Source organism: Streptomyces sp. NBC_00878 (assembly GCF_026341515.1).
Lineage (GTDB): Bacteria > Actinomycetota > Actinomycetes > Streptomycetales > Streptomycetaceae > Streptomyces.
Map to the genome: position 1 here is coordinate 342,229 of NZ_JAPEOK010000002.1, position 26,054 is coordinate 368,282.

Here is a 26,054-nt window from a genome sequence, read left to right on the forward strand (position 1 = left end):
GAGTGACGTCCCGTCCCCGAGCCCTCTCGGTGAGAGGCAGGGCGGCTGATTCGCGGATGGTTTCTCAATTGTCCGACGGGTGTGGAAGAGCGCCGTGAGGGATTCGGGCCCGGGGATGCGGACAGGCGGTTCGCGTAAGCGTCGCTCGTGACTGACCGGGCGCTCAGGGGGTGCTGGGGGCGCTAGGGGTGTCGGGCGCCTTCCCGGCTTCCTTAGCCTCCGTGAGCGGAAGGGGAAGCGGATCGAGGACTCGGGATGGAGCCGTCCGCATTTCTGAAGCCTTCTTTCGATTTTCGATCGGATGGCGCGCTGGTGAACAACGAGGATCAACTGCTCGACTACCTCAGGCGGACGACTGCGGACCTGCGTGAGGCGCGGCGGCGGCTGCGCGAGAATGAGCAACGCGCACACGGTCCGGTCGCGATCATCGGTATCGGCTGCCGGTACCCCGGCGGTGTCCGCACGCCCGACGACCTGTGGGACCTGGTGGCCGCGGGAACCGACGGGGTGTCGGACTTCCCCGCGGACCGGGGCTGGGACGTGGAGTCCCTGTACGACCCGGACCCCGACCGGTCCGGCAAGACCTATGCCCGCACCGGCGGTTTCCTGCACGACGCCGCCGACTTCGACCCCGACTTCTTCGGGATCAGCCCTCGCGAGGCCCTCGCGATGGATCCCCAGCAGCGGCTGCTGCTGGAGACGTCCTTCGAGGCGTTCGAGCGCGCCGGCATCGTCCCGGCCGCCCTGCGCGGCAGCCGCACCGGTGTGTTCGCCGGCGTCATGTACAACGACTACGCCACCCGGCTGGCGTCCGTGCCCGACGACCTCGACGGCTACCTCGCCAACGGCAGCGCCGCCAGCATCGCCTCGGGCCGCGTCGCCTACACCTTCGGACTGGAGGGGCCGGTCGTCACCGTCGACACCGCCTGCTCGTCCTCACTGGTGTCCCTGCACTGGGCGGTACGCGCGCTCCAGGCGGGGGAGTGCACCCTCGCCCTGGCCGGCGGTGTGACCGTGATGTCGACCCCGGAGACGTTCGTCGACTTCAGCAGGCAGCGCGGCCTGTCGCCCGACGGCCGCTGCAAGGCGTTCGCGGCCTCCGCCGACGGCACCGGCTGGGGCGAGGGCGCCGGCATGCTGCTGGTGGAGCGCCTCGCCGACGCCCAGCGCAACGGCCACCCCGTGCTCGCCGTGATCCGCGGCAGCGCCGTCAACTCCGACGGCGCCAGCAGCCGCCTCACCGCGCCCAACGGCCCTTCGCAACAGCGGGTCATCCGGGCCGCGCTGGCCGGCGCCGGACTCACGACCGCCGACGTCGACGCCGTCGAGGCACACGGCACCGGCACCTCCCTCGGCGACCCCATCGAGGCGCAGGCCCTGCTGGCCACGTACGGGCGTGAGCGTCCCGACGACCGGCCGCTGCTACTGGGTTCCGTCAAGTCCAACCTGGGCCACACCCAGGCCGCCGCCGGTGTCGCGGGCGTCATCAAGATGGTGATGGCCATGCGGCACGGCGAGGTCCCGCCCACCCTGCACGTCGACGAACCCACCCCCGAGGTCGACTGGAGCGCCGGGGCGGTCGAGTTGGCCGTCGAGCGGAGTCCGTGGCCCGAGACCGGACGGCCCCGCCGGGCCGCGGTCTCCTCCTTCGGGATCAGCGGAACCAACGCGCACGTCGTGCTCGAACAGGCACCCATGGGCGTAGAGGCTGCCACTGACGTACAGGACCCCTCCGACGCGGAGCCGTCGACCGACGCACAGGACGCCACTCCGGCCCCCGAGCGCTCGATGTCCGCGACCGTGCCGTGGATCGTCACCGCACGCACCCCGCAGGCCCTTACCGAGCAGATCACGCGGCTGCGTGACTGGCTCACCGACCGGCCGGACGCGAGCCCGGCCGACCTCGGCCTGTCCCTGGCCACCACCCGTTCCCAGTTCGAGCACCGCGCCGTCGCGGTCGGCCGCGACCGCGAGGAACTGCTCGCCGAACTCGCCACCGCGGGAGTGCTCCGGCCCGTCGGCGGCAAGACCGCGTTTCTCTTCACCGGGCAGGGCGCTCAGCGCACCGGCATGGGCCGTGCCCTGTACCGGGCCTTCCCCGTCTACGCCGAGACGTTCGACGCCGTGTGCGCGCTGGTCGACCCCGAGTTGGAGCGCCCGCTCGCCGAGGTCGTCGACGGCGACGCCGAACTGCTGACCCGTACCGACTACGCCCAGGTCGCGATCTTCGCGACCGAGGTGGCGCTGTACCGGCTGCTGGAGTCCCACGGCCTGCGCCCGGACTACCTCGCCGGTCATTCGGTCGGTGAACTGGCCGCCGCCCACGTCGCGGGGGTGCTGTCGCTGCCGGACGCCGCCGCCCTGGTACTGGCCCGCGGCGCCCTGATGGCGGCGCTGCCCGAGGGCGGCGCCATGGCCGCCGTCCGCGCCACCGAGGACGACGTCACCCCCTACCTCGCCGACCGCGTCGGCCTCGCCGCCGTCAACGGACCCAGGTCCGTCGTCGTCTCCGGCGAGGAGAAGGCGGTCGACGCGCTCGCCGCCCGCTTCGACAAGAGCAAGCGGCTGAAGGTCTCCCACGCCTTCCACTCCCCGCTCATGGAGCCGATGCTGGCCGCGTTCGCCGAGGCCGCCGCCCGGTGCACCTACCAGGCACCGCGGATCCCGATCGTGTCCACGCTCACCGGAGCCCTCGCCGACGCCGACGAGATCACCACCCCCGGCTACTGGGTGGACCACGTCCGCAGGCCCGTGCGCTTCGCACCCGCCGTGAGCACGCTGCACGACCTGGGCGTACGGGTCCTCCTGGAGGTCGGCCCGGACGCGACGCTCACCGCCATGGCGCAGGACTGCGTGGGCGAGGACACGGTCGCCGTCGCCGCGCTGCGCCGCGACGGCGACGAGGAACGCGACCTGGTCACGGCCCTGGCCCGGCTGCACGCCGCCGGCGCCGTCGTCGACTGGGCGGCGTTCTTCTCCGCGTACGGAGCCAGGCGCACCGCCCTTCCCACGTACGCCTTCCAGCGCGAACGGCTGTGGCTGGAGGCCACCGGGGGAGGCGCCGGTGACGCGGGCGGCCTCGGCCAGACCGCGACCGGGCATCCGCTGCTCACCACCATGACGGACCTGCCCGACACCGGCGGCGCCGTCCTCACCGGCCGCCTGTCGGTGTCCGCGCAGCCCTGGCTGGCCCACCACGCCGTGCACGGCACCGTGCTGCTGCCCGGCACCGCCTTCGTCGAGATGGCACTCCAGGCCGGGGAACGTACCGGCTGCGACACCGTCGACGAACTCACCCTGCACGCCCCGCTGGTGCTGCCCGAACAGGGCGCCATGGCCGTACAGGTGGCCGTCGGCGGCGACGAGGACGGACGGCGGCAGCTGACCGTCTGGTCCCGTCGCACCGACACCGCCGACGCGCCGTGGACCCGCAACGCCGACGGTGTACTGACCGCTGCCGGTCCTGCCGACGACGCGTCCGCGCAGGAGCTGACGGCCTGGCCGCCGGAAGGCGCCGAACCGGTCGACCTCGACGGGCTCTACCCGGGCCTGGCCCGCACCGGCTACGGCTACGGCGAGGTGTTCCAGGGCCTGCGCGCCATGTGGCGCCGCGGCGACGACCTGTTCGCCGAGGCCGCCCTCCCCGACAGCGCCCGCGCCACCGCCGGTGCCTTCGGAGTTCACCCGGCGCTGCTCGACGCGGTGCTCCACGTCAACCTGCGGGACCTGGCCGACGGAAAGGCGGTCCTGCCGTTCAGCTGGGGCGGTGTCACCCTGCACGCCGCCGGGGCGTCCGCGCTGCGCCTGCACCTGACCAAGTCCGGGCCGGAGTCCGTCGCGCTCGCCCTCACCGACACCGCGGGCGCTCCCGTCGCCTCGGTGCGCACCCTCGTCGCCCGCCCCGTCTCGGCCGACCAACTGGCCGGGGAGGCGGACGAGTCGCTGTTCCGGACCGACCTCGTACCGCTGCCCGGTCCTGCGCCCTCGACCGTGCCCGGCCTGGCCGTGTGCGGCGTGACGGACACCGGGCTCGACGCGCCGGTCCACGCCGACCTCGCCGCACTGACGGCCGCGGGCCCCGTGCCCGACGTGGTCGTCCTGCCCGTACCGCCCGCGCCCGACGCCGCGGACCTGCCCGCCCTCGTACGCGAGCGGGTCAACACCACCCTGGACACCCTGCGCGACTGGCTGGCCGACGAACGGTTCGCGAGCAGCAGACTCGCCGTGCTCACCCGCGCCGACGACCTCACGCACGCACCACTGTCCGGCCTGGTGCGCGCGGCCGCCGCCGAGAACCCGGGCAGGTTCCTGCTGGTCGACAGCGACGGCAGCGCCGCACCCGGCGCCGCGATCGCCGCCGCGCTCGCCTCCGACGAACCGGAAGTCGCCGTACGGGACGGGCAGTCGCGGGTCCCGCGGCTGGCCCGCACCAAGCCGGGCGGACCGGTCGACTGGCACCCGGAGGGCGCCGTCCTCATCACCGGCGGCACCGGCGGGCTGGGCGGCCTGATCGCCCGTCACCTGATCACCGAACACGGCGTACGACGGCTGCTCCTGACGAGCAGGCGCGGCGAGGACGCTCCCGGTGCGGCGGACCTGCGCGAGGAACTGACCGCGCTGGGCGGCGAGGTGACGATCGCCCGTTGCGACGCCGCCGACCGCGAGGCGCTCGCCGCCCTGCTCGGCGAGCACGACGTACGCGGCGTGGTCCACGCGGCCGGTGTCGTCCACAACGGTGTGCTCGCCACTCTCGGACCGGACGAGGTCGAGCGGGTACTGCGGCCGAAGGTCGACGCCGCGTGGAACCTGCACGAGCTGACCCGGGACCGGGAACTGTCCGCGTTCGTCCTGTTCTCCTCGACCGCGGGCCTGCTGGCCGGCGCAGGCCAGGCCAACTACGCCGCCGCCAACACCTTCCTCGACGCCCTCGCCGTACAGCGGCGCGCCGCCGGACTGCCCGCGGTGTCCGTGGCGTACGGCCTGTGGTCGGAAGCCGGCGGCATGGCCGAGCAGATGGACGCCGCCGACCTGGAACGCATGCGCCGCCAGGGCCTGCCCGCACTGACCGCGGCCCAGGGTCTGGAGCTGTTCGACGCCAGCCTCGGCGGCCAGGACGCCGTCGTGGTGGCCACCCGGCTGGACGGCACGGCGGTCCGGGCCCGGCCCGACGGCGTACCCGCCGTGCTGCGCGGCCTGGTGCGACCCGCCCGGCGCACGGCCGCCGAGCCCGCGACGGGCGCAGGCACCGCGTCCTGGCGCGACCGGCTGGCCTCACTGCCGGACTCCGAGCGGGACCGCGCACTGCTGGACCTGATCCGCGGCAACGTCGCCGCCGTACTCGGACACACGTCACCGGAGTCGGTGGAGCCCGAACGGGCGTTCCAGGAGATGGGCTTCGACTCGCTCGCCGCCGTCGAACTGCGCAATCTCCTGGGCACCGCGACCGGCCTCCCCCTCCTGGCGACGCTGGTCTTCGACCAGCCCTCGCCGGTCACCCTGGCCGCGTATCTCAAGGCCGCACTCATCCCCGGACCGGCCGACCAGGCACGGTCCGCCCTGACCGAAGTGGACCGCCTGGAGGCCGCGCTGAACACGCTGCCCGACCAGGACGGCAGCCACGCCCGCGTCACCGCACGGCTCGAAGCGCTGCTGCGGACCTGGCACGACACCCACGGGCGGTACGCCGCGGTGGAGGCGGAGGTCACCGAGGACTTCACCGCCTCCACCGACGACGAACTGTTCGCGAGGATCGACAACGAACTGGGAGCCCAGTAATGGAAGACTCGCCCACCGTCGACAAGCTCCGCGACTATCTCAAGCGGGCGACGACAGAGCTGGAGCGCAGCCGCCGCCGGGTGCGGGAGCTGGAGGATCAGGACCGGGAACCCATCGCCATCATCGGCATGGGCTGCCGTTACCCGGGCGGCGTGCGCACGCCCGAGGACCTGTGGACCGTTGTCGACGAGGGCATCGACGTCGTCACCGAGTTCCCCGTCGACCGCGGCTGGGACGTCGAGGCCATCTACGACGCCGAGCCGGGCACCCCGGGCAAGTCCTACGTACGCCACGGCGGCTTCCTGCACGACGCGGCCGAGTGCGACCCCGCCTTCTTCGGCATCAGCCCCAAGGACGCGCCCGGCACCGACCCGCAGCAGCGGATGCTCCTTGAGGTCACCTGGGAGGCGTTCGAGCGGGCCGGCATCGACCCCCAGCAGGCCAAGGGCACCCCGACCGGCGTGTTCGTGGGCCTGATGCACCACGACTACATCGGCGGCACGATCTCCGGCAGCATCGTCTCCGGCCGCATCGCCTACACCCTCGGTCTGGAGGGACCCGCGGTCACCATGGACACGGCCTGCTCCTCCTCCCTGGTGGCGCTCCACTCCGCGATCCAGGCGCTGCGCAAGGGCGAGTGCTCCCTGGCCCTGGCCGGCGGCGCCGCCCTGATGGCCAGCCCCGAGATGTTCGTCGAGTTCAGCGAGCGCCGGGCGCTGTCGCCCGACGGCCGCTGCCACTCCTTCTCCGAGGACGCCGCCGGAGCCGCCTGGGCCGAGGGCGCCGGAATGCTCCTGGTCGAGCGGCTCTCCGACGCCGTCCGCAACGGGCACGAGGTCCTCGCCGTCGTCCGCGGCAGCGCCATCAACCAGGACGGCGCCTCCAACGGCATGACCGCGCCCAGCGGCCCCGCACAGATCCGGGTCATCCGGCAGGCCCTGGCCGACGCCCAACTCGCCCCGCACCAGGTCGACGTGGTCGAGGCACACGGCACCGGCACCACCCTCGGCGACCCCATCGAGGCCCAGGCCGTGATCGCCTCCTACGGGCAGGAACGCCCGGAGGGCCGGCCGATGTGGCTCGGCTCCATCAAGTCCAACATGGGCCACCCGCAGGCCGCCGCCGGCGTCGGCGCCATCATCAAGATGGTCATGGCCATGCGCCACGGCGTCCTGCCCAGGACCCTGCACGCCGAGCGGCCCACCACCGCCGTCGACTGGACCGCGGGCGACGTGAAGCTGCTCAACGAGGCCCAGCCATGGGACACCGACGGCCGTCCGCGCCGCGCCGGTGTCTCCTCGTTCGGCATCTCCGGCACCAACGCGCACACCATCCTGGAGGAGGCCCCGCCCGTCGAGACCCCCGAGGACGCGCCGCCGCGCGCCGCACTGCCGGTCCTGCCGTGGGTGCTGTCCGCGAAGACCGCCGACGCCGTGCGGCAGCAGGCCGACCGGCTGCTGGCCGCCGCCGGTGACCTCGACCCGTACGACGTGGGCTTCTCCCTGGCCACCACCCGCTCCCTGTTCGCCCACCGGGCGGCTGTCACCGGCCGCGACCGCGACGAACTGCTGGAGGGCCTGCGCGCCCTCGCCGAGGGCCGCGAGACACCCGTGGTCGCGCCCGAACCCGGCCGCCTGGCCGTGCTGTTCTCCGGCCAGGGCTCGCAGCGCCCCGGCATGGGCCGCACGCTGTACGCCGCGTACCCGGTGTTCGCCGAGGCGTTCGACGAGAGCTGCGCCGCCTTCGACCAGCACCTGGACCGGCCGCTGCGCGACGTGATGTTCGACGAGGACACCGAACTGCTGAACCAGACGGCCTACACCCAGGCCGCGCTGTTCACCTTCGAGACCGCGCTCTACCGGCTGCTCGAACACTGGGGCATCCGCCCCGACCTGCTCGCCGGGCACTCCATCGGCGAGATCGTCGCCGCGCACGTCGCGGGCGTGCTGTCGCTCGCCGACGCCGTCACCCTGGTCGCCGCACGCGGCCGCCTCATGCAGGACCTGCCGGCCGGCGGCGCCATGGTCTCGCTGCTGGCCGCCGAGTCCGACGTCACCCCGCTGCTCACCGACGGCGTCGACATCGCCGCCGTCAACGGCCCGCGTTCCGTCGTCGTCTCCGGCGACGAGGAGGGCGTACTGGCCGTCGCCGCGCAGATCGAGAAGACCACCCGGCTCAAGGTCTCGCACGCCTTCCACTCCCACCGCATGGACGCGATGCTGGAGCCGTTCCGCGAGGTGCTGCGCACCCTGACCTTCCACGAGCCGGCCCTGCCCGTCGTCTCCAACGTCACCGGGCGGCTCGCCGACGACCTCACCTCGCCCGACTACTGGGTGCGCCACGTGCGCGAGGCCGTCCGCTTCCACGACGGCGTCACCACACTGGCCGCCGAGGGAGCCACCCGCTTCCTGGAGGTCGGCCCCGACGCGGTGCTCAGCAACATGGCGCAGGACGTGGTGCCCCACGTCGTCGGCACCCAGCGCCGCGACCGCGACGAGGACACCGCGCTGACCGACGCCCTGTGCCGACTGCACCTCACCGGCGCAGGACCCGACTGGGCCGCCCTGTTCGCCGGGGGCCGCAAAGTCACCCTGCCCACCTACCCGTTCCGGCGCGACCGGCACTGGGAGGACGCTCCGATCCTCCAGGCCGAGCGTTCCGCGGCGGCGCGTGGCGGCGACGACGGCCCGTTCTGGGACCTGGTGCGCGAGATGGACGTGGCCGCGGTCGCCGCCACCCTCGGCATCGACGACCAGTCGTCCGTCGGCGCCGTCGTCCCGGCCCTGGCGGCCTGGCACGAGCAGCAGCGGGACGCGGCCACCGCCGACGGCTGGCGCTACCGCGCCACCTGGCACCCGCTGGCCCCCGGCTCCGCCCCGGCCACCGAGGGCCACTGGCTGGCGGTCGTGCCCGAGGCGGGCGCCGACCACCCGTGGACCACGTCCGTACTCTCCGGTCTCGGCGACCACCGCCTGCGCGTCGACACCCTCGTGGTGCCCGCCGACGCCGGCCGAGCGGAGCTGGCCCGGCTGCTGACCGACCGGTGCGACGTCGACGGCGTCCTGTCCCTCCTCGCCCCGGACACCCAACTGACCGCCACCGCCGCCCTCGTCCAGGCCCTCGGCGACATCGGCGCCACGGCGCCCCTGTGGTGCGCGACCCGCGAGGCCATGGCCCACGAGCCCGCCGCCACCGTCTCCGGCTTCGCCCAGGCAGAGGTCTGGGGTCTCGGCCGGGTGGCCGCCCTGGAACACCCCGACCGATGGGGCGGCCTGATCGACCTGCCCGCCGAGCCCGGCCCGCAGTCCCTGACCCGGCTGGCCGCGCTCCTCACCGACGCGGACGGCGAGGACCAGCTCGTCATCCGCGAGTCCGGCGCCTACGGCCGACGCCTGGAGCCCGCGGCGGCCAGGGCCGGCGCGCCGTGGAAGCCGACCGGCACCGTCCTCGTCACCGGCGCCACGGGCGGCGTCGGTGCCGCCGTCGCCCGCTGGCTGGCCGCCGAGGGTGCCGACCACGTGCTCCTCGCCTCCCGCCGGGGCGAACACGCCCCGGGCGCCGCCGAACTGGCACAGGAACTGGCCGGCACCGGCACCAAGGTCACCCTCTTCGCCTGCGACGTGACCGACCGCGACGCGCTGGCCGCCCTGCTCGGCACCGTGCCCGCGGAGCACCCCCTGACGGCCGTCATGCACCTGGCCGGCGTCCTGGACGACGGCGTCCTGGACGGACTGACCCCCGATCAGTTCACCGGCGTCCTCGCCCCGAAGGCCGACGCCGCCCACCATCTGCACGAACTCACCCGCGACCTGGACCTGTCGGCGTTCGTGCTCTTCTCCTCGCTGACCGCCACCGTCGGCGGCGCCGGCCAGGCCAACTACGCCGCGGCCAACGCCCACCTCGACGCCCTCGCCGAGCACCGCCGCGGCGCCGGCCTGCCCGCCACCTCAGTCGCCTGGGGACCGTGGGGCGGCGACGGCATGGCCGCCCACGGCACGGTCCGTGCGGCGAGCCGGGCCATGGGCATGTCCGCCCTGGACCCCGACCGGGCCCTCACCGCCCTGCGCCGCGCCCTGGAGGGCGGCGACACCACGGTGACCGTCGCCGCCGTCGACTGGACGAAGTTCCTGCCCGCGTTCACCTCCACCCGCCCCAGCGCCCTGCTGTCCGCGCTGCCCGAAGCACAGCAGACCTCGACGGCGAACGACACGGCCGTGGCCGACGACTTCGCGCAGAAGCTGGCCGGCCTGACCGGCGGCGAACGCGACCGCGCCCTGCAGGACCTCGTGTGCGGGCAGGCCGCGACCGTCCTCGGCTACGGCGGCTCCGACGCCGTCGAGCCGACCACCGCCTTCCGTGACCTCGGCTTCGACTCCCTCACCTCCGTCGACCTCCGCAACCGCATCAGCACCGCGGCCGGCGTACCGCTGCCCGCCACGCTCATCTTCGACTACGCCACGCCCGCCGCCCTCGCCAAGCACCTGGGCACCGAACTCGCGGGCGCCGACACCTCCGTGGACTCGGTCGTCGCCGAACTGGAGAAGGTCGCGGCCAGGCTCGGCGACCTCACGGCCGAGGACATCGAACAGGGCCGGATCACCTCCCGCCTCCAGGCGGTGCTCAACGGTCTCAACGAGACCCTCGCCGGGGACGGCGCGGCGGTCGCGGGGCGGCTGGAGGAGGCCTCCGCCGACGACGTCTTCGCGTTCATCGACAACGAACTCGGCTCGGCGTGACCCGGGACTCCCACGACACCCCCGCCAACCCGCAGCTCACCTTTTCGCACAGAAGTGGCGTCACTCGATGACCAACGACGAAAAGCTCCTCTCCTACCTCAAGCGGGTCTCCAGCGACCTGCACCAGACCCGCCAGCGCCTGCGCGAGGTGGAGACCCAGGACAAGGAACCGATCGCCATCGTCGGGATGAGCTGCCGCTTCCCCGGCGGGGTCAGCACGCCCGAGGAGTTCTGGCGGCTCGTCCACGAGGGCACCGACGCCATCGGTGACTTCCCCGACGACCGGGGCTGGGACGTCGACGGGCTGTACGACCCGGACCCGGACGCCACGGGCAAGAGCTACGTCAAGCGCGGGGGATTCCTCCACGACGCGGGCGACTTCGAGCCGGACTTCTTCGGCATCAGCCCGCGGGAAGCCGTCGCGATGGATCCGCAGCAGCGACTGCTGCTGGAGGTCTCGTGGGAGGCCCTGGAACGGGCCCGTATCGCCCCCGACTCGGTGCACGGCGCCCGGGTCGGGGTGTTCGCCGGCACCAACGGACAGGACTACCGGGACCTGCTGGCGAAGATGCCGCAGGACACCGAGGCGGCGCTGGGCACCGGCGCCCTCGCGGCGGTGATCTCCGGCCGCATCTCCTACACCCTCGGCATCGAGGGACCCGCGGTCACCATCGACACCGCGTGCTCCTCGGCCCTGGTCGCGGTGCACCTCGCCGTGCAGGCGCTGCGGGCCAAGGAGTGCACCCTCGCCCTGGCCGGCGGCGCGACCGTGATGTCCACCCCCGGCTCGTTCGTCGCCTTCAGCCGCCAGCGCGGACTCGCCCTGGACGGCCGCTGCAAGTCCTTCGCGGACTCCGCCGACGGCACCGGCTGGAGCGAGGGCGCGGGCATGCTCCTCCTTGAGCGGCTCTCCGACGCCCGCCGCAACGGCCACGAGGTGCTGGCCGTGGTCCGCGGTTCCGCGGTCAACCAGGACGGCGCGTCCAACGGCCTGACCGCCCCCAACGGCCCCTCCCAGCAGCGCGTCATCCGTGCCGCGCTGGCTTCCGCCCAGCTCGCGCCCACCGACGTGGACCTGGTCGAGGCCCACGGCACCGGCACCACCCTCGGCGACCCGATCGAGGCGCAGGCCCTGCTGAACACCTACGGCCAGGACCGGCCCGAGGACACACCGCTGTGGCTGGGCTCGGTCAAGTCCAACATCGGCCACACCCAGGCCGCCGCCGGTGTCGCCGGTATCATCAAGGTCGTCATGGCCATGCGCCGGGGCGTACTCCCGAAGACCCTGCACGTCGACGAGCCGTCGACCAAGGTCGACTGGACCGCGGGCCGTGTGCGCCTGCTGACGGAGAACCAGTCCTGGGCCGAGCTCGACCGGCCCCGCCGCGCCGCGGTGTCCTCCTTCGGCGCCAGCGGAACCAACGCGCACACCATCATCGAACAGGCCCCCGCCGAAGAGCCCGCCGAGGAGCCGGTGGCGGACGAACCGGCCCCGCGTACGGCGCCGCCCCTCCTGCCGTGGCTGGTCTCCGGCCGCACCGAGCAGGCGCTGCGCGACCAGGCCGCGCGTCTGGCGGCCGCCGTCGGCGACCTGGACCCGGCGGACGTGGCGTACTCGCTCGCCGCCACCAGGACCGCCCACCAGCACCGGGCCGTGATCCTCGGCGCCGACCGCGACACGCTGCTCACGGGACTGGCGCGGGTGGCCGAGGGCGGGACCGGCACCGCCCGCGGCCGCACCGTCAAGGGACTGACCGCGTTCCTGTTCACCGGCCAGGGCTCCCAGCGCGCGGGCATGGGCAAGGAGCTGTACGAGCACTTCCCGGTCTTCGCCCGCGCCTTCGACGAGATCTGCGAACTGTTCGGCGACGGCCTGCGGGAGACGGTGTTCGCCGCCGACCCCGAGCCGCTGAACCGCACCGAGCGCACCCAGACCGCGCTGTTCGCGTTCGAGGTCGCGCTGTACCGGCTGGTGGAATCCTGGGGCCTGACCCCGGACTACCTGGCCGGACACTCCATCGGCGAGATCGCCGCCGCCCACGTCGCGGGCGTACTGGACCTGCGCGACGCGACCACGCTGGTGGCGGCCCGCGGCCGGCTCATGCAGGCGCTGCCCGAGGGCGGCGCCATGATCGCCGTGCGCGCCGCCGAGGCAGACGTGACGCCCCTGCTGACCGAACACATCAGCATCGCCGCCGTCAACGGCCCCGAGTCCGTCGTGGTCTCCGGCGACGCCGCCGAGGCCGAGGCGCTGGCCGCACGGTTCGAGAAGACCCGGCGGCTGAAGGTCTCACACGCCTTCCACTCCCCGCTCATGGCCCCCATGCTGGACGAATTCCGGCGCGTCACCGAGGGCCTGACGTACCACCGGGCGACCCTCCCGGTGGTCTCCAACGTCACCGGCACGCTCGCCGCCCAGGACCTCGCCACTCCCGACTACTGGGTGCGGCACGTGCGCGACGAGGTCCGCTTCCACGACGGTGTACGCACCCTGCGGACCGAGGGCGTCACCCGCTTCCTGGAGATCGGCCCGGACGCCGTCCTGACCGCCATGGCCCGCGAGTGCGTCGAGGGCGACGGCACCGACGCCGTACTCGCCGCCGCCACCCGCCGCGAGCGGTCCGAGACCGAGACCCTGCTCACCGCCCTCGCGCAGCTGCACACCGCGGGCGCCTCGCCCGACTGGACCGCGTTGTTCACCGGCGCCCGCACGGTCGACCTGCCCACCACCGCCTTCCAGCGCGAACGGTTCTGGCCCGAGCCGAGCACCGCCACCGGCGACGTCAGCTCCGCGGGTCTCGACTCCGCCGACCACCCGCTGCTCGGCGCGGCCACCATGCTCGCCGACTCCGACGGCGCCGTCCTCACCGGACGCCTCTCGGTGCGCACTCACCCCTGGCTCGCCGACCACGTCGTCGGCGGCTCCGTGGTGGTCCCCGGCACCGCCATGGTCGAACTGGCGGTCCGCGCCGGCGACCAGGTCGGCTGCGGCCACGTCGAAGAACTCGCCCTGGAAATACCGCTGGTACTGCCCGAGGGCGACGGCGTCCGCGTCCAGGTCGCCGTCGGCGCACCCGACCCCTCCGGCACCCGTACGGTCCATGTGTACGCCCGTGCCGAGAACCTGCCCGCCGACGAGCCGTGGACCCTGCACGCCTCCGGCCTCCTCGGCCCGGCCCCGGCCGCCGTCGGCACCCACCTCACCACGTGGCCGCCGGAGGACGCCGAGGAACTGGACACCACCGGACTGTACGAACGGCACGCCGCCGCGGGCCTTGACTACGGGCCCGTGTTCCAGGGCCTGCAGGCCGCCTGGCGGCGCGGCGAGGAACTGTTCGCCGAGGTCCGGCTCGCCGAGCGGCCCGCCGCGGAGGCGGCCCGCTTCGGCCTGCACCCGGCGGCCTTCGACGCCGCCCTGCACGCCCTGGCCCTGCTCGGCGACGGCTCGGCCGACGACACAGCCCGCCTGCCGTTCATGTTCGCGGGCGTGTCCCTGCACGCCGTCGGCGCGTCCGTACTGCGCGTACGGCTGGTGCCCACCGGGCCCGACGTGTTCGCCGTCGACCTGGCCGACGCCACCGGCGCCCCGGTCGCCACCGTCACCTCCCTGGCCTCCCGGCCGCTGACCAACCTGCGCTCCGAGCGGGACGAGGCGGCCGACGCGCTGTTCACCGTCGGCTGGCACCCCCTGCCGCTGGACGACACCGCTCCCGACACCGACCACCGCCTGCTCCAGAGCGCGCCCGGCGCCACCCCCGACGCGGTCCGGGCCGCCACGCACGCCGCACTCGCCGCCCTCCAGGACGACGACCCCCGCCCGCTGGCCGTCGTCACCCGCGGCGCGGTGGGCGTCGCGGGCGAGGACGTCCCCGACCTGGCCGGCGCCGCCGTCTGGGGCCTGGTGCGATCCGCGCAGTCGGAGAACCCCGACCGCTTCGTGCTGCTCGACCTCGAACCCGGCACCGACCCGGCCACCGTGCTGCCCGCCGTACTGGCCTCCGGCGAACCACAGGTCGCCGTACGGGACACCGCCGCGTACACCGCCCGCCTGGTACGCGCCGAGACCGCCGCCGACGCCCCGGGCCTGGACCTCGACCCCGACGGCACGGTGCTCCTGACCGGCGCCACCGGCGGACTCGGACCCGTCCTCGCCCGCCACCTGGTGACCGCGCACGGAGTACGCCGTCTCGCGCTGCTCAGCCGCGGCGGCGCCGCCGACGCCCTGGTCGCCGAACTGGCGGACCTCGGCGCGACCGCCACCGTGCACGCCTGCGACATCGCCGACCGCGACGCCCTCGCCGCGGTCCTGGCCGAGATTCCCGCCGCCCGCCCGCTCACCGCCGTCGTCCACGCCGCGGGCACCCTCGACGACGGCGTGGTCACCTCCCTGACCCCCGAGCGGATCGACGCAGTGCTGCGGCCCAAGGTCGACGGCGCGATCAACCTGCACGAACTGGCCTCGCACCCCGGCCTGAAGGCGTTCGTGCTGTTCTCCTCGGTCGCCGGCACCGTCGGTGCGCCGGGCCAGGGCAACTACGCCGCCGCCAACGCCTTCCTGGACGCCCTCGCCGCCCACCGCCACGCCCAGGGCGCCCCCGCCCTGTCCCTGGCCTGGGGCCCGTGGGCCCCCCTCGGCGGTGGCATGGTCGGCACCCTCGACGAGACCGACCGCGCCCGCATCTCCCGCGGCGGCATGAGCGACCTGACGGCCGAGGAGGGCACCGCACTGTTCGACGCGGCGGCCCGCACCGGCAGCCCCGCCGTGGCACCGGTCCGCCTCAGCCTGTCGGCGCTGCGGGCCCAGGGCGCCGCCCTCGCCCCGGTCTTCCGCGCCCTGGTGGGACGTACCGTGCGCCGCGAGGCCGCGGCCGAGGGCTCCGGCCTCAGCTTCGCCGAACGGATCGAATCGCTGGACGGTGAGGAGCGCACCGCGGCCCTGCTGCGCACCGTGCGCGCCCAGGTCGCCGCCGTCCTCGGGCACGCCAACCCCGATGCCATCGAAGCCGACCGGGCCTTCAAGGACCTCGGCTTCGACTCGCTCGCCGCGATCGAACTGCGCAACGCGCTGACCGCCGAGACCGGCCTGCGGCTGCCCGCCACGCTCATCTTCGACTACCCCTCGCCCGACGCCCTGGCCGCCTACCTCGACGCCCAGGTCGGCGGGGCCCGCACAGGATCCCGCCGCACCCGGCGCACCGACCGGGCCCGCCCCGACGAGCCCCTCGCCATCGTCGGCATGGCCTGCCGCTACCCCGGCGGCGTACGCAACCCGCGGGACCTGTGGCGGCTGGTCGCCGACGGCACCGACGCCATCAGCCCCTTCCCCGGCAACCGCGGCTGGGACGTCGACCGGATCGTCGACCCCACCCGACAGCGCCCCGACACCTCGTACGTCGGAGAAGGCGGCTTCCTCACCGGCGCAGGGGACTTCGACGCCGCGTTCTTCGGCATCAGCCCCAAGGAAGCCCTCGTCACGGACCCGCAGCAGCGGCTCATGCTGGAGGCCTCCTGGGAAGCGCTGGAGAGCGCGGGCATCGACCCCGGAACCCTCAAGGGCAGCCGCACCGGCGTGTTCGCGGGCGTCCAGTACCACGACTACTTCGGCAGCTTCGGCTCCGGCAGCATCATCTCCGGCCGGGTCGCCTACACACTCGGCCTGGAAGGCCCGTCGCTGTCCGTCGACACCGCCTGCTCCTCGTCGCTCGTGGCGCTGCACCTCGCCGGACAGTCCTTGCGCCAGGGCGAGTCGACCCTCGCCCTGGTCGGCGGCGTCGCGGTGATGGCCACCCCGGAGACGTTCATCGAGTTCAGCCGCCAGGGCGCACTGGCCCCCGACGCCCGTACCCGGGCCTTCGCGGACGCCGCGGGCGGCACCGTATGGGGCGAGGGCGTCGGAGTCCTCGTCGTGGAGCGGCTGTCGGACGCCCGCCGCAACGGGCACGAAGTACTGGCCGTCGTCCGCGGCACCGCGGTCAACCAGGACGGCGCCTCCAACGGCCTGACCGCGCCGAACGGTCCGTCGCAGGAGCGCGTGATCGAACAGGCCCTGGCCGCCGCCCAGTTGACCGTGGCCGACGTGGATGTGGTGGAGGCGCACGGCACCGGCACCACCCTGGGCGACCCGATCGAGGCACAGGCCCTGCTGAACACCTACGGCCAGGGGCGTTCCGAAGACGCCGCGCCGCTGTGGCTGGGGTCGATCAAGTCGAACATCGGCCACACCCAGGCCGCCGCCGGTGTGGCAGGCGTCATCAAGATGGTGATGGCGATGCGCGAAGGCGTACTGCCACGCAGCCTGCACGTGGACGAGCCCTCCACCAAGGTGGACTGGTCGGCGGGCGCGGTCCGCGTGTTGACCGAGCAGCGGGAGTGGCCCGACGCGGGCCGTCCGCGGCGCGCCGGTGTCTCGTCGTTCGGGATCAGCGGCACCAACGCCCACGCCATCATCGAACAGGCACCGGACCGAGCCCCCGAACCCGCCACCGAGCCCGTCGGGGACGCGGACGGCGCACTCGCCCTCCCGTGGCTGCTCACCGCCAAGACGCCCGCCGCGCTGGCGGACCAGGCGGCGTCCCTGCTCGCCCACCTCGACACCCACCCCGGCCTCGACCCGTCCGGCGTCGGCTGGTCGCTGGCCACCGACCGCGCCCACTTCGCCCACCGCGCTTCGATCAACGCCGCCGGTACCGCGGAACTGCGCGGCGCCCTCGCGGCCCTGGCCGCCGGAACCACGGCCCCCGGCCTCGGCGAGGGCACCGCCACACGCCGCGCCCGCCCGGTGTTCGTCTTCCCCGGCCAGGGCTCCCAGTGGTCGGGCATGGCCACCGCACTCATGGAGACCTCCCCGGCGTTCGCCGCCCGCATGGCCGAGTGCGCCGTCGCCATCGAGCCGTACACGGACTGGGACTTCCGCACAGAACTGAGCGGGACCCTCGACCGTGTCGACGTGGTCCAGCCGCTGCTGTGGGCCGTCATGGTGTCCCTGGCGCACACCTGGACCACCTGCGGTGTCACCCCGTCCGCCGTCATCGGCCACTCCCAGGGCGAGATCGCCGCCGCCTGCGCGGCGGGCGCGTTGTCCCTGGAGGACGGCGCCCGCATCGTCACCCTGCGCTCCAAGGCCATCGCCGTGGACCTGTCGGGCGGCGGCGGCATGATGTCCGTCGGCGAGGGCGCCGACGCGGTGCGGGCGCGGCTGACCGCATGGGACGGCCGTCTGTCGGTCGCCGCGGTCAACGGCGCCGGCTCGACGGTGGTCTCCGGAGACGCCGACGCCCTCAAGGAACTCCACACGCGGCTGCGGGCGGAAGACGTCCGCGCCAAGCTGCTCCCCGTCGACTACGCCTCGCACAGCGCGCACGTGGAGTCCATCCGGGAGCAGTTGCTTGAGGTGCTCGACGAAGTCCGGCCGCGCAGCGCCGACATACCGTTCTACTCCACCGTCACCGGCGGCCCGATCGACACCGGCGAACTCGGCGCCGAGTACTGGTACACGAACCTGCGCGGCACTGTGCTGTTCGAGCAGGCCGTGCAGGCCGCCATCGGCGACGGGCACGCCCTGTTCATCGAGTCCAGCCCCCACCCGGTGCTCACCGTCGGCATCCAGGAGACCGACGACGGCGTGGCCGCCATCGGCTCGCTGCGCCGCGACGACGGCGGCCGGGACAGGTTCCTCGGTGCGCTCGGCGAGGCCTTCACGCACGGCGCGGTCATCGACTGGGAGGCAGCCTGCGAGGGCCGCCGCCCGCACCGCGTACCGCTGCCCACCTACGCCTTCCAGCACGACTGGTACTGGCTGGACAGCAACGCCGGCGGCGCCGACGTCACCTCCGCCGGCCTCGCCCCCACCGACCACGCCCTGCTCGGCGCCACGATGGTGCGCGCCGACAGCGAGGGCACGGTCCTCACCGGCCGCCTCTCCGCGGGCACCCACCCGTGGCTGAACGACCACCGCGTCGGCGGGCAGTTGCTCTTCCCCGGCACCGGCTACCTCGAACTCGCCCTGCGCGCAGGCGACCAGGTCGGCTGCGCCGACATCGTGGAACTCACCCTCCAGGCACCGTTGGTGCTCCCCGAACACGGTGCCGTCCAGCTCCAGGTCGTCGTCGGCGCGCCCGAGGGGGAGCACCGCCCGCTCGCCGTCTGGTCCCGCCCCGAGAACCCCGACGAGGAACTGCCGTGGACACGGCACGCCGACGGCCTGCTGGCCCCGACGGGCACGATCCCGGCCGACGCGGAGAGCCTGACCGCCTGGCCGCCGCAGGGCGCCGAACCCGTCCCGCTCGACGGCCTGTACGACGAACTGGCCGACCTCGGCCTCGGCTACGGCCCCCTGTTCCAGGGGCTGCGGGCAGCCTGGCGTACCGGCGACGAGGTGTACGCCGAAGTCGCCACCGAGGCCGTGGCCGACGGCTTCGGCCTGCACCCGGCACTGTCCGACGCCGCCCTGCACACGGTCGGACTCACCGACGCCGCCGCCGACGAGGCACTGCTGCCCTTCGCCTGGTCCGGGGTGCGGCTGCACGCCACCGGCGCGACCGCACTGCGCGTCCGCGTACGGCCGACCGGCGAGGGCACCGTCTCCCTGACACTCGCCGACACCGCAGGCGCCCCCGTCGCCACCGTCGGCTCCCTCGTCCTGCGCCCCCTGCGGACCGAGGCCCTCGCCGCCGCGAGCCGCTCGGCCCGCACCGGCTCCCTGTACCGCGTCGACTGGGTCACCGCACCGGCCGCCGCCGACGGGGACACGCCGGCCCTGGAGGTGCTGCGCGCGCCCTCCGGCACGAGCGCGGCCGACGTACGCGCCGCCGTCGTCGCCGTGCTCGACGGGCTGCAGTCCCGGCTGGCCGACGACCAACTCGCCGACAGCACCCTCGTCGTGGTCACCGGAACCGACCCGGCGGGCGCCGCCGCGGGCGGTCTGGTGCGCTCGGCGCAGACGGAGAACCCCGGCCGCATCGTCCTGGTCGAGGCCGCCGAGGACATCGCCGACGAGCAGCTCGCCGAGGCCGTCGCCACCGGTGAACCCCACCTGGCCCACCGCGACGGCGCCTGGCGGGTGCCCCGCCTGGCCAGGACCGCGCCCGCCGAGGCCGCCGAACCCGCCGCCACCCTCGGCGACGGCACCGTCCTGGTCACCGGCGCGAGCGGCGCGCTGGGCGGCATCGTCGCCCGCCACCTCGTCACCGAGTGGCACGCCAAGCACCTGCTCCTGCTCAGCCGGCGCGGCGCCGACGACGAACTGGTCGCCGAACTGACCGCGCTGGGAGCCGAGGTCACCAGCGCCGCCTGCGACGTCGCCGACCGCACCGCGCTCGCCGCCACCCTGGACGCCATACCGGCAGACCGGCCGCTGACCGCCGTGATCCACGCGGCCGGCGTCCTCGCCGACGGCGTACTGTCCTCGCTCACCCCCGAGCGCGTCGACGCGGTGTTCCGCCCCAAGGTCGACGCCGCGTGGCACCTGCACGAACTCACCGCGGACCTGGACCTGTCGGCGTTCGTCCTGTTCTCCTCGGCAGCCGCCACCCTCGGCTCGCCGGGCCAGGGCAACTACGCCGCCGCCAACGCCTACCTCGACGCCCTGGCTGTGCACCGGCGGACGGCCGGGCTGCCCGCGCACTCCCTCGCGTGGGGCCTGTGGGCCCAGGCCAGCGGCATGACCGGCACCCTCGACGAGAGCGACAAGTCCCGCATCGCCCGCGGCGGTGTCGCGCCACTGGAGACCGACGAAGGACTGGCCCTCTTCGACGCCGCCCTGCGCGGCCCCGACCCCGCGGTCCTGCCGGTCAAGCTGCAACAGGCCGGACTGCGCGCGCAGGGCGACGCGCTCGCCCCGCTGTTCCGCGGCCTGGTCCCCGTCCAGCGGGGCAACGCGGCCGGCCAGGGAGCCGCGGGCGGCTCCGACTCGCTGCGCGACCGGCTGGCCACCCTGCTGGAGGTCGAACGCGAGCCGTTCCTCACCGAACTGGTGCAGAGCCACGTCGCCGCCCTCCTCGGCTACAAGTCGGCGCAGGACGTCGGCAGCACCCTGCCCTTCCGGGAGTTGGGCTTCGACTCGCTGGCCGCCGTCGAACTGCGCAACGGGCTCACCGCCGCCACCGGCCTGCGCCTGCCCGCGACACTGGTCTTCGACCACCCCACCCCCGCCGAACTGGCCCGCTTCCTCCAGAGCGAGCTGACCGCCACACTGAGCGGCCCCGCGGCCGTCGCCCGGACCACGCCCCGCCGCGCCACCGACGACGAGCCGATCGCCATCATCGGCATGGGCTGCCGCTTCCCCGGCGACGTCGACTCGCCGGAGGACCTGTGGCGGCTGGTCTCCCAGAGCCGGGACGCCGTCGGCGAGTTCCCCGCCGACCGCGGCTGGGACGTCGACTCCCTGTACGACCCGACCCTGGACCGGCCCGGCACCAGCTACACCAAGCACGGCGCGTTCCTCTACGGCGCCGCCGACTTCGACCCCGCGTTCTTCGCCATGGACGACGAGGAGACGCTGGTCACCGACCCGCAGCAACGGCTGCTCCTGGAGACCTCCTGGGAAGCGCTCGAACGCGCCTCCATCGACCCGGCCACCCTGCGCGGCTCCGACACCGGCGTGTTCGCCGGCGTCATGTACCACGACTACTTCGGCAGCTTCGGCTCCGGCAGCGTGGTCTCCGGCCGCGTCGCCTACACCCTGGGCCTGGAGGGCCCGACCCTGTCGGTGGACACCGCCTGCTCCTCGTCGCTGGTGGCGCTGCACCTGGCCGCCCAGTCGCTGCGCCAGGGCGACTGCTCCCTCGCACTGGCCGGGGGAGTGACCGTCATGGCCACCCCGGGCACCTTCGTGGAGTTCAGCCGGCACCGCGGGCTGTCCCGCGACGGACGGTGCAGGCCGTTCGCCGACTCCGCCGACGGCACCGGCTTCGGCGAGGGCGCGGGCGTGCTCCTGCTGGAGCGGCTCTCCGACGCCCGCCGCAACGGCCACCGGATCCTCGCCGTGCTGCGCGGCACCGCCGTCAACCAGGACGGCGCGTCCAACGGCATCACCGCCCCCAACGGCCCCGCCCAGCAGCGCGTCATCCGCCGCGCACTGGAAGCGGCGGCCGTGTCCGCGGCCGAGGTCGACGTCGTCGAGGCGCACGGCACCGGCACCACCCTGGGCGACCCCATCGAGGCCCAGGCCCTGATCGCCACCTACGGCGCGGACCACACCGAGGAACGCCCGCTGTGGCTCGGCTCGGTCAAGTCCAACCTCGGCCACACCCAGGCCGCCGCCGGTGTCGCCGGAGTCATCAAGATGGTGCAGGCCATCCGCCACGAGACCCTGCCCGCCACCCTCGGCGTCGACGAGCCGTCCCGGCACGTCGAGTGGGACGGCGGCAACGTACGACTGCTCACCGAGTCCCGGGCCTGGCCCGACCCGGGTCACCCCCGCCGGGCGGGCATCTCCTCCTTCGGTATCTCCGGCACCAACGCGCACGTGGTCATCGAGGCCGCGCCCGCGCAGGAGCCCGCCGAGCAGGCCGCGCCCACCGCTCCGGCGGTCGACCCCGTGCCGTGGCTGCTGTCCGGCCACACCCCGCAGGCGCTGCGCGCCCAGGCCGGCCGGCTCCTCGACCACCTGGCCGCCGACCCGGACGCCGACCCGCACCGGATCGCCGGCGCCCTCGCCACCGCCCGCACCCCGCTCGCCCACCGCGCCGCCGTCCTCGGCCACGGCCTGGACGACCTGACCGCGGGCGTGCGGGCCATCGCGGACGGGACCGCGCCGCCGCACGGCAGCACCGGCACCGCGGCCGACGGACGGCTCGCCTTCCTGTTCTCCGGCCAGGGATCCCAACTGCCGGGCATGGGCAGGCGGCTCGCGGAGACGTTCCCCGCCTTCGCGGCGGCCTTCGACGAGGTCCGCGCCCACCTGGACCCGCTGCTGGACCGCCCGCTCGCCGAGGTCCTGGACTCCGCCGAACTGCTGGAGCGCACCGAGTACACCCAGCCCGCGCTGTTCGCCGTCGAAGTGGGCCTCTACCGGCTGCTGGAGTCCCTCGGCGTCCGCCCGGACGTGCTCGCCGGACACTCCGTCGGCGAGTACGCCGCCGCGCACGTGGCGGGCGTCCTCACGCTGGAGGACGCCTGCACCCTGGTCGCCGCCCGCGGCCGGCTCATGCAGGCGCTACCTGAGGGCGGCGTGATGATCGCGGTCAAGGCCACCGAGGACGCGGTCGTCCCGCTCCTCACCGACGGCGTGGGCATCGCGGCGGTCAACGGGCCCGACTCCGTGGTCCTCTCCGGCGAGGCCGAGGCAACCCGGGCGATCGCCGCCCGCTTCGAACGCACCAAGGAACTCGCCGTCAGCCACGCCTTCCACTCGGCCCTCATGGAGCCGATGCTCCAGGAGTTCCGCGAGATCGCCGAGTCGCTGTCGTACGGACCGCTGCGCATCCCGCTCGTCTCCACCCTCACCGGCGCCCCGGCCGCCCCCGACGAGTTGTCGACGGCCGAGTACTGGGTGCGGCACGCCCGCGAGGCGGTCAGGTTCGCCGACGCCGTCACGGCACTGGAGGACACCGGCGTCCGACGGTTCGCCGAGGTCGGGCCCGGCAACGCCCTCACCGCGGCGGCCACCGAGAGCCTGCGCGACGACACCGGCGCCCACGCCGTGGTACCGCTGCTGCGCAAGGACCGCGACGAGCCCGCGGCCCTGCTCGGCGGGCTCGCCGCCCTGCACGTACACGGCACCGCCGTCGACTGGGCGGCGCTGCTGCCGCACCGCGACGGTTCGGACCTGCCCACGTACGCGTTCCAGCGCAGCCGCTACTGGATGAACGGTGACGTCCCCGGCCACCGCGCCGCCGCCGACCACCCGCTGCTCGGCACCGCCGTGGAACTCGCCGGAGCCGACGGCAGCCTGCACACCGGCCACCTGTCACTGGCCGACCACCCGTGGCTGGCGGACCACGCCGTCGGCGGCGTGCCACTGCTGCCGGGCACCGCGTTCGTCGAGATGGCACTCGCCGCCGGCGCCCGCCTGGACTGCGGCACCGTCGACGAACTGACCATCGCCGAACCGCTGGTGCTGCCCGAGGAAGGCGCCGTACGGCTCCAGTGCACCGTCGGAGAACCGGACGCCTCCGGTGCCCGCGCCTTCCAGGTGTACTCGACCGTCGCCGACGGCGATCCATGGACCACCCACGCCACCGGCCTACTGCGCCCCGGCCCCGAAACCGCCGGCTACGACCTGGCGGCCTGGCCGCCGGCCGACGCCGAACCGGTGGACGTGGACGGCCTGTACGAGAGGCTGGCGGAGCTGGGCGCCCAGTACGGGCCCCGCTTCCAGGGCCTGCGGGCGGCCTGGCGGCTGGGTGACGAGGTGTTCGCCGAGGTCGCGGTCCCGACCGGTGACACCCCCGGCACCCTCGGCCTGCACCCGGCGCTGTTCGACGCGGCGTTGCACGCCATCGGGCTGCGCGAGGGCACCAAGGAGCGTATGACGCTGCCGTTCGCCTGGAGCGGCGTCGATCTGCACGCCGTGGGCGCGACCGCCCTGCGGGTGCGGATCGCCCCGCACGGGCCCGACGCGGTGACCATCGAGGCCGCCGACGACGCCGGGGAACCGGTCGTACGGGTCGCGTCGCTGTCCCTGCGGGAGGTGAACCCCGAGCGGATCGCCGCGGCCGCCGCGGGCGGACAGGACTCGCTGTTCATGCTCGACTGGACGCCGGTGCCCGGTGACGCCGCGCCGCAGGCCGGCCGCTGGACCGTGCTGGGCCCCGACCGCGAGGCGCTCGCCGACGCACTGGCCGGCGAGGTCGCCGAGGTGACCGTGGCGGCCGGCCTGGAGGAAGCCGCCGACGCCGCCTCCGACACCGTCGTCCTCGTCCACACCGGCGGAGGGAACCCGGACGAGATCCGCGCGGGGGCGCACCGGCTGCTGGACCAGGTGCAGACCTGGCTGGCCGACGACCGGTTCGCCGACGCCACGCTGGTCGTGGTGACCCGCGGCGCGGCCGGTCCGGCCCACGCGGACGTCACCGACCTCGGGGGCGCCGCCGCCTGGGGCCTGATCCGCTCCGCGCAGTCCGAGCACCCCGACCGCATCGTGCTGGCCGACCTCGACGACTCCGAGGCGTCCTACCGGCTCCTGCCGTCGGTCGTCGCCTCCGGCGAGCAGCAACTGGTGCTGCGCGACGGCACTGTCAGCGCACCGAAGCTGGTCCGCGCACCGCGCCTGGCCGAGGAGGTCCCGGTCGACTGGTCCGGCGGCGTGCTCGTCACCGGCGGCACCGGGGCGCTGGGCCGGCTGGTGGCCCGCCACCTGGTCACGGCGCACGGCGCGCCCCGGCTGGTGCTGCTCAGCCGCAGCGGCCCGGACGCGCCCGGCGCCGACGAGCTGCGGGACGAACTCACCGCGCTCGGCGCCGAGGTGGCCGTCGTCGCCTGCGACGCCGCCGACCGGGAGGAACTGGCCCGCGTCCTGGACACGCACCCGGTGTCCGCGGTGGTCCACACCGCCGGTGTCCTGGACGACGGCATGCTCACCTCCCTGACACCGGAACGACTGGACGGCGTACTGCGCCCGAAGCTGGACGCCGCCTGGCACCTGCACGACCTCACCAAGGACCGCCCGCTCACCGCGTTCGTGCTGTTCTCCTCGGCGGCCGGCCTGCTCGGCAGCCCCGGCCAGTCCTCGTACGCCTGCGCCAACGCCTTCCTCGACGGACTGGCCGCGCACCGCAGGTCACTCGGTCTGCCCGCGGTCTCGCTGTCCTGGGGTGCCTGGGCCGGCGGCGGCATGGCCGACCGGCTCGACGACGCCGACAGCCGCCGGATGGCGGCCGGCGGGGTGCTTCCCCTCGACGAGGAGACCGGGCTCGGCCTGTTCGACACGGCCGTCGCCCGCGAGGAGGCCATCCTGATGCCCGCCCGCCTCGACACCGCGGCGATCGGCGGATCCGGAGCGGTCCCGCCGCTGCTGCGCGGCCTGGTCCGGACACCGCGCAGGGCGGCCAGGGCCGCGGCGTCCGGCGCCTCGACGGCGCTGCGACGTGAACTGGCCTCGCTCGCCGCCGAGGAACGGACTCCGAGGCTGCTGGAGCTGGTCCGCGACGAGGCGATCCGGGTACTCGGCGTCGACGAGTTCGAACCGGGCCTGCCCTTCAACGAGTTGGGCTTCGACTCGCTCACCGCCGTCGAGTTCCGCAACCGGCTCAACGAGGTGACCGGGCTGCGGCTGCCGGCCACCCTCATCTTCGACTACCCCAACCCTGCCGCCCTCGCAGACCACCTCGGCACCGAACTGGCACCACGGCAGCGCACCGCCGCCGACGCCGAGGAGGACGCCGTCCGGCGGGCGTTGACCGCCATCCCGGTGGCGAAACTGCGTGACGCGGGCCTGCTGGACAACCTGCTCGAACTGGCCGGCCTGCGGCCCGCGGGCGAGGCGGCCGCGAACGGCGCGGAAAGCCGCGAATCCATCGACGCGATGGACGCGGCCAGCCTGATCAGCATGGCGCTCGACGACCTCGTCGGCGACGACGACACCCTGTGACGAGGAGGGGGAAC

3 protein-coding genes are annotated in these 26,054 nt (G+C 74.5%); all 3 read left to right on the forward strand.

The window, feature by feature from the left end:
• The first annotated feature begins 312 nt into the window (after positions 1-312).
• The 3 genes from OHA11_RS45845 (at position 313) to OHA11_RS45855 (ending at position 26,040) form a co-directional block, all read left to right on the forward strand.
• On the forward strand, positions 313-5,775 hold the full coding sequence (locus OHA11_RS45845) for a type I polyketide synthase (protein ID WP_266508325.1): 5,463 nt from the start codon (positions 313-315) through the stop codon (positions 5,773-5,775).
• Positions 5,775-10,511 carry a type I polyketide synthase gene (locus tag OHA11_RS45850; protein WP_266508327.1) on the forward strand — a complete coding sequence of 1,579 codons (4,737 nt, stop codon included), beginning with the start codon at positions 5,775-5,777 and terminating at the stop codon, positions 10,509-10,511. The genes OHA11_RS45845 and OHA11_RS45850 overlap by 1 nt, the downstream gene beginning before the upstream one ends.
• A gap of 67 nt (positions 10,512-10,578) precedes the next feature.
• Positions 10,579-26,040, forward strand: coding sequence for a type I polyketide synthase (locus tag OHA11_RS45855; RefSeq protein WP_266508331.1), 15,462 nt, complete (start codon positions 10,579-10,581; stop codon positions 26,038-26,040).
• Positions 26,041-26,054 lie beyond the last annotated feature (14 nt).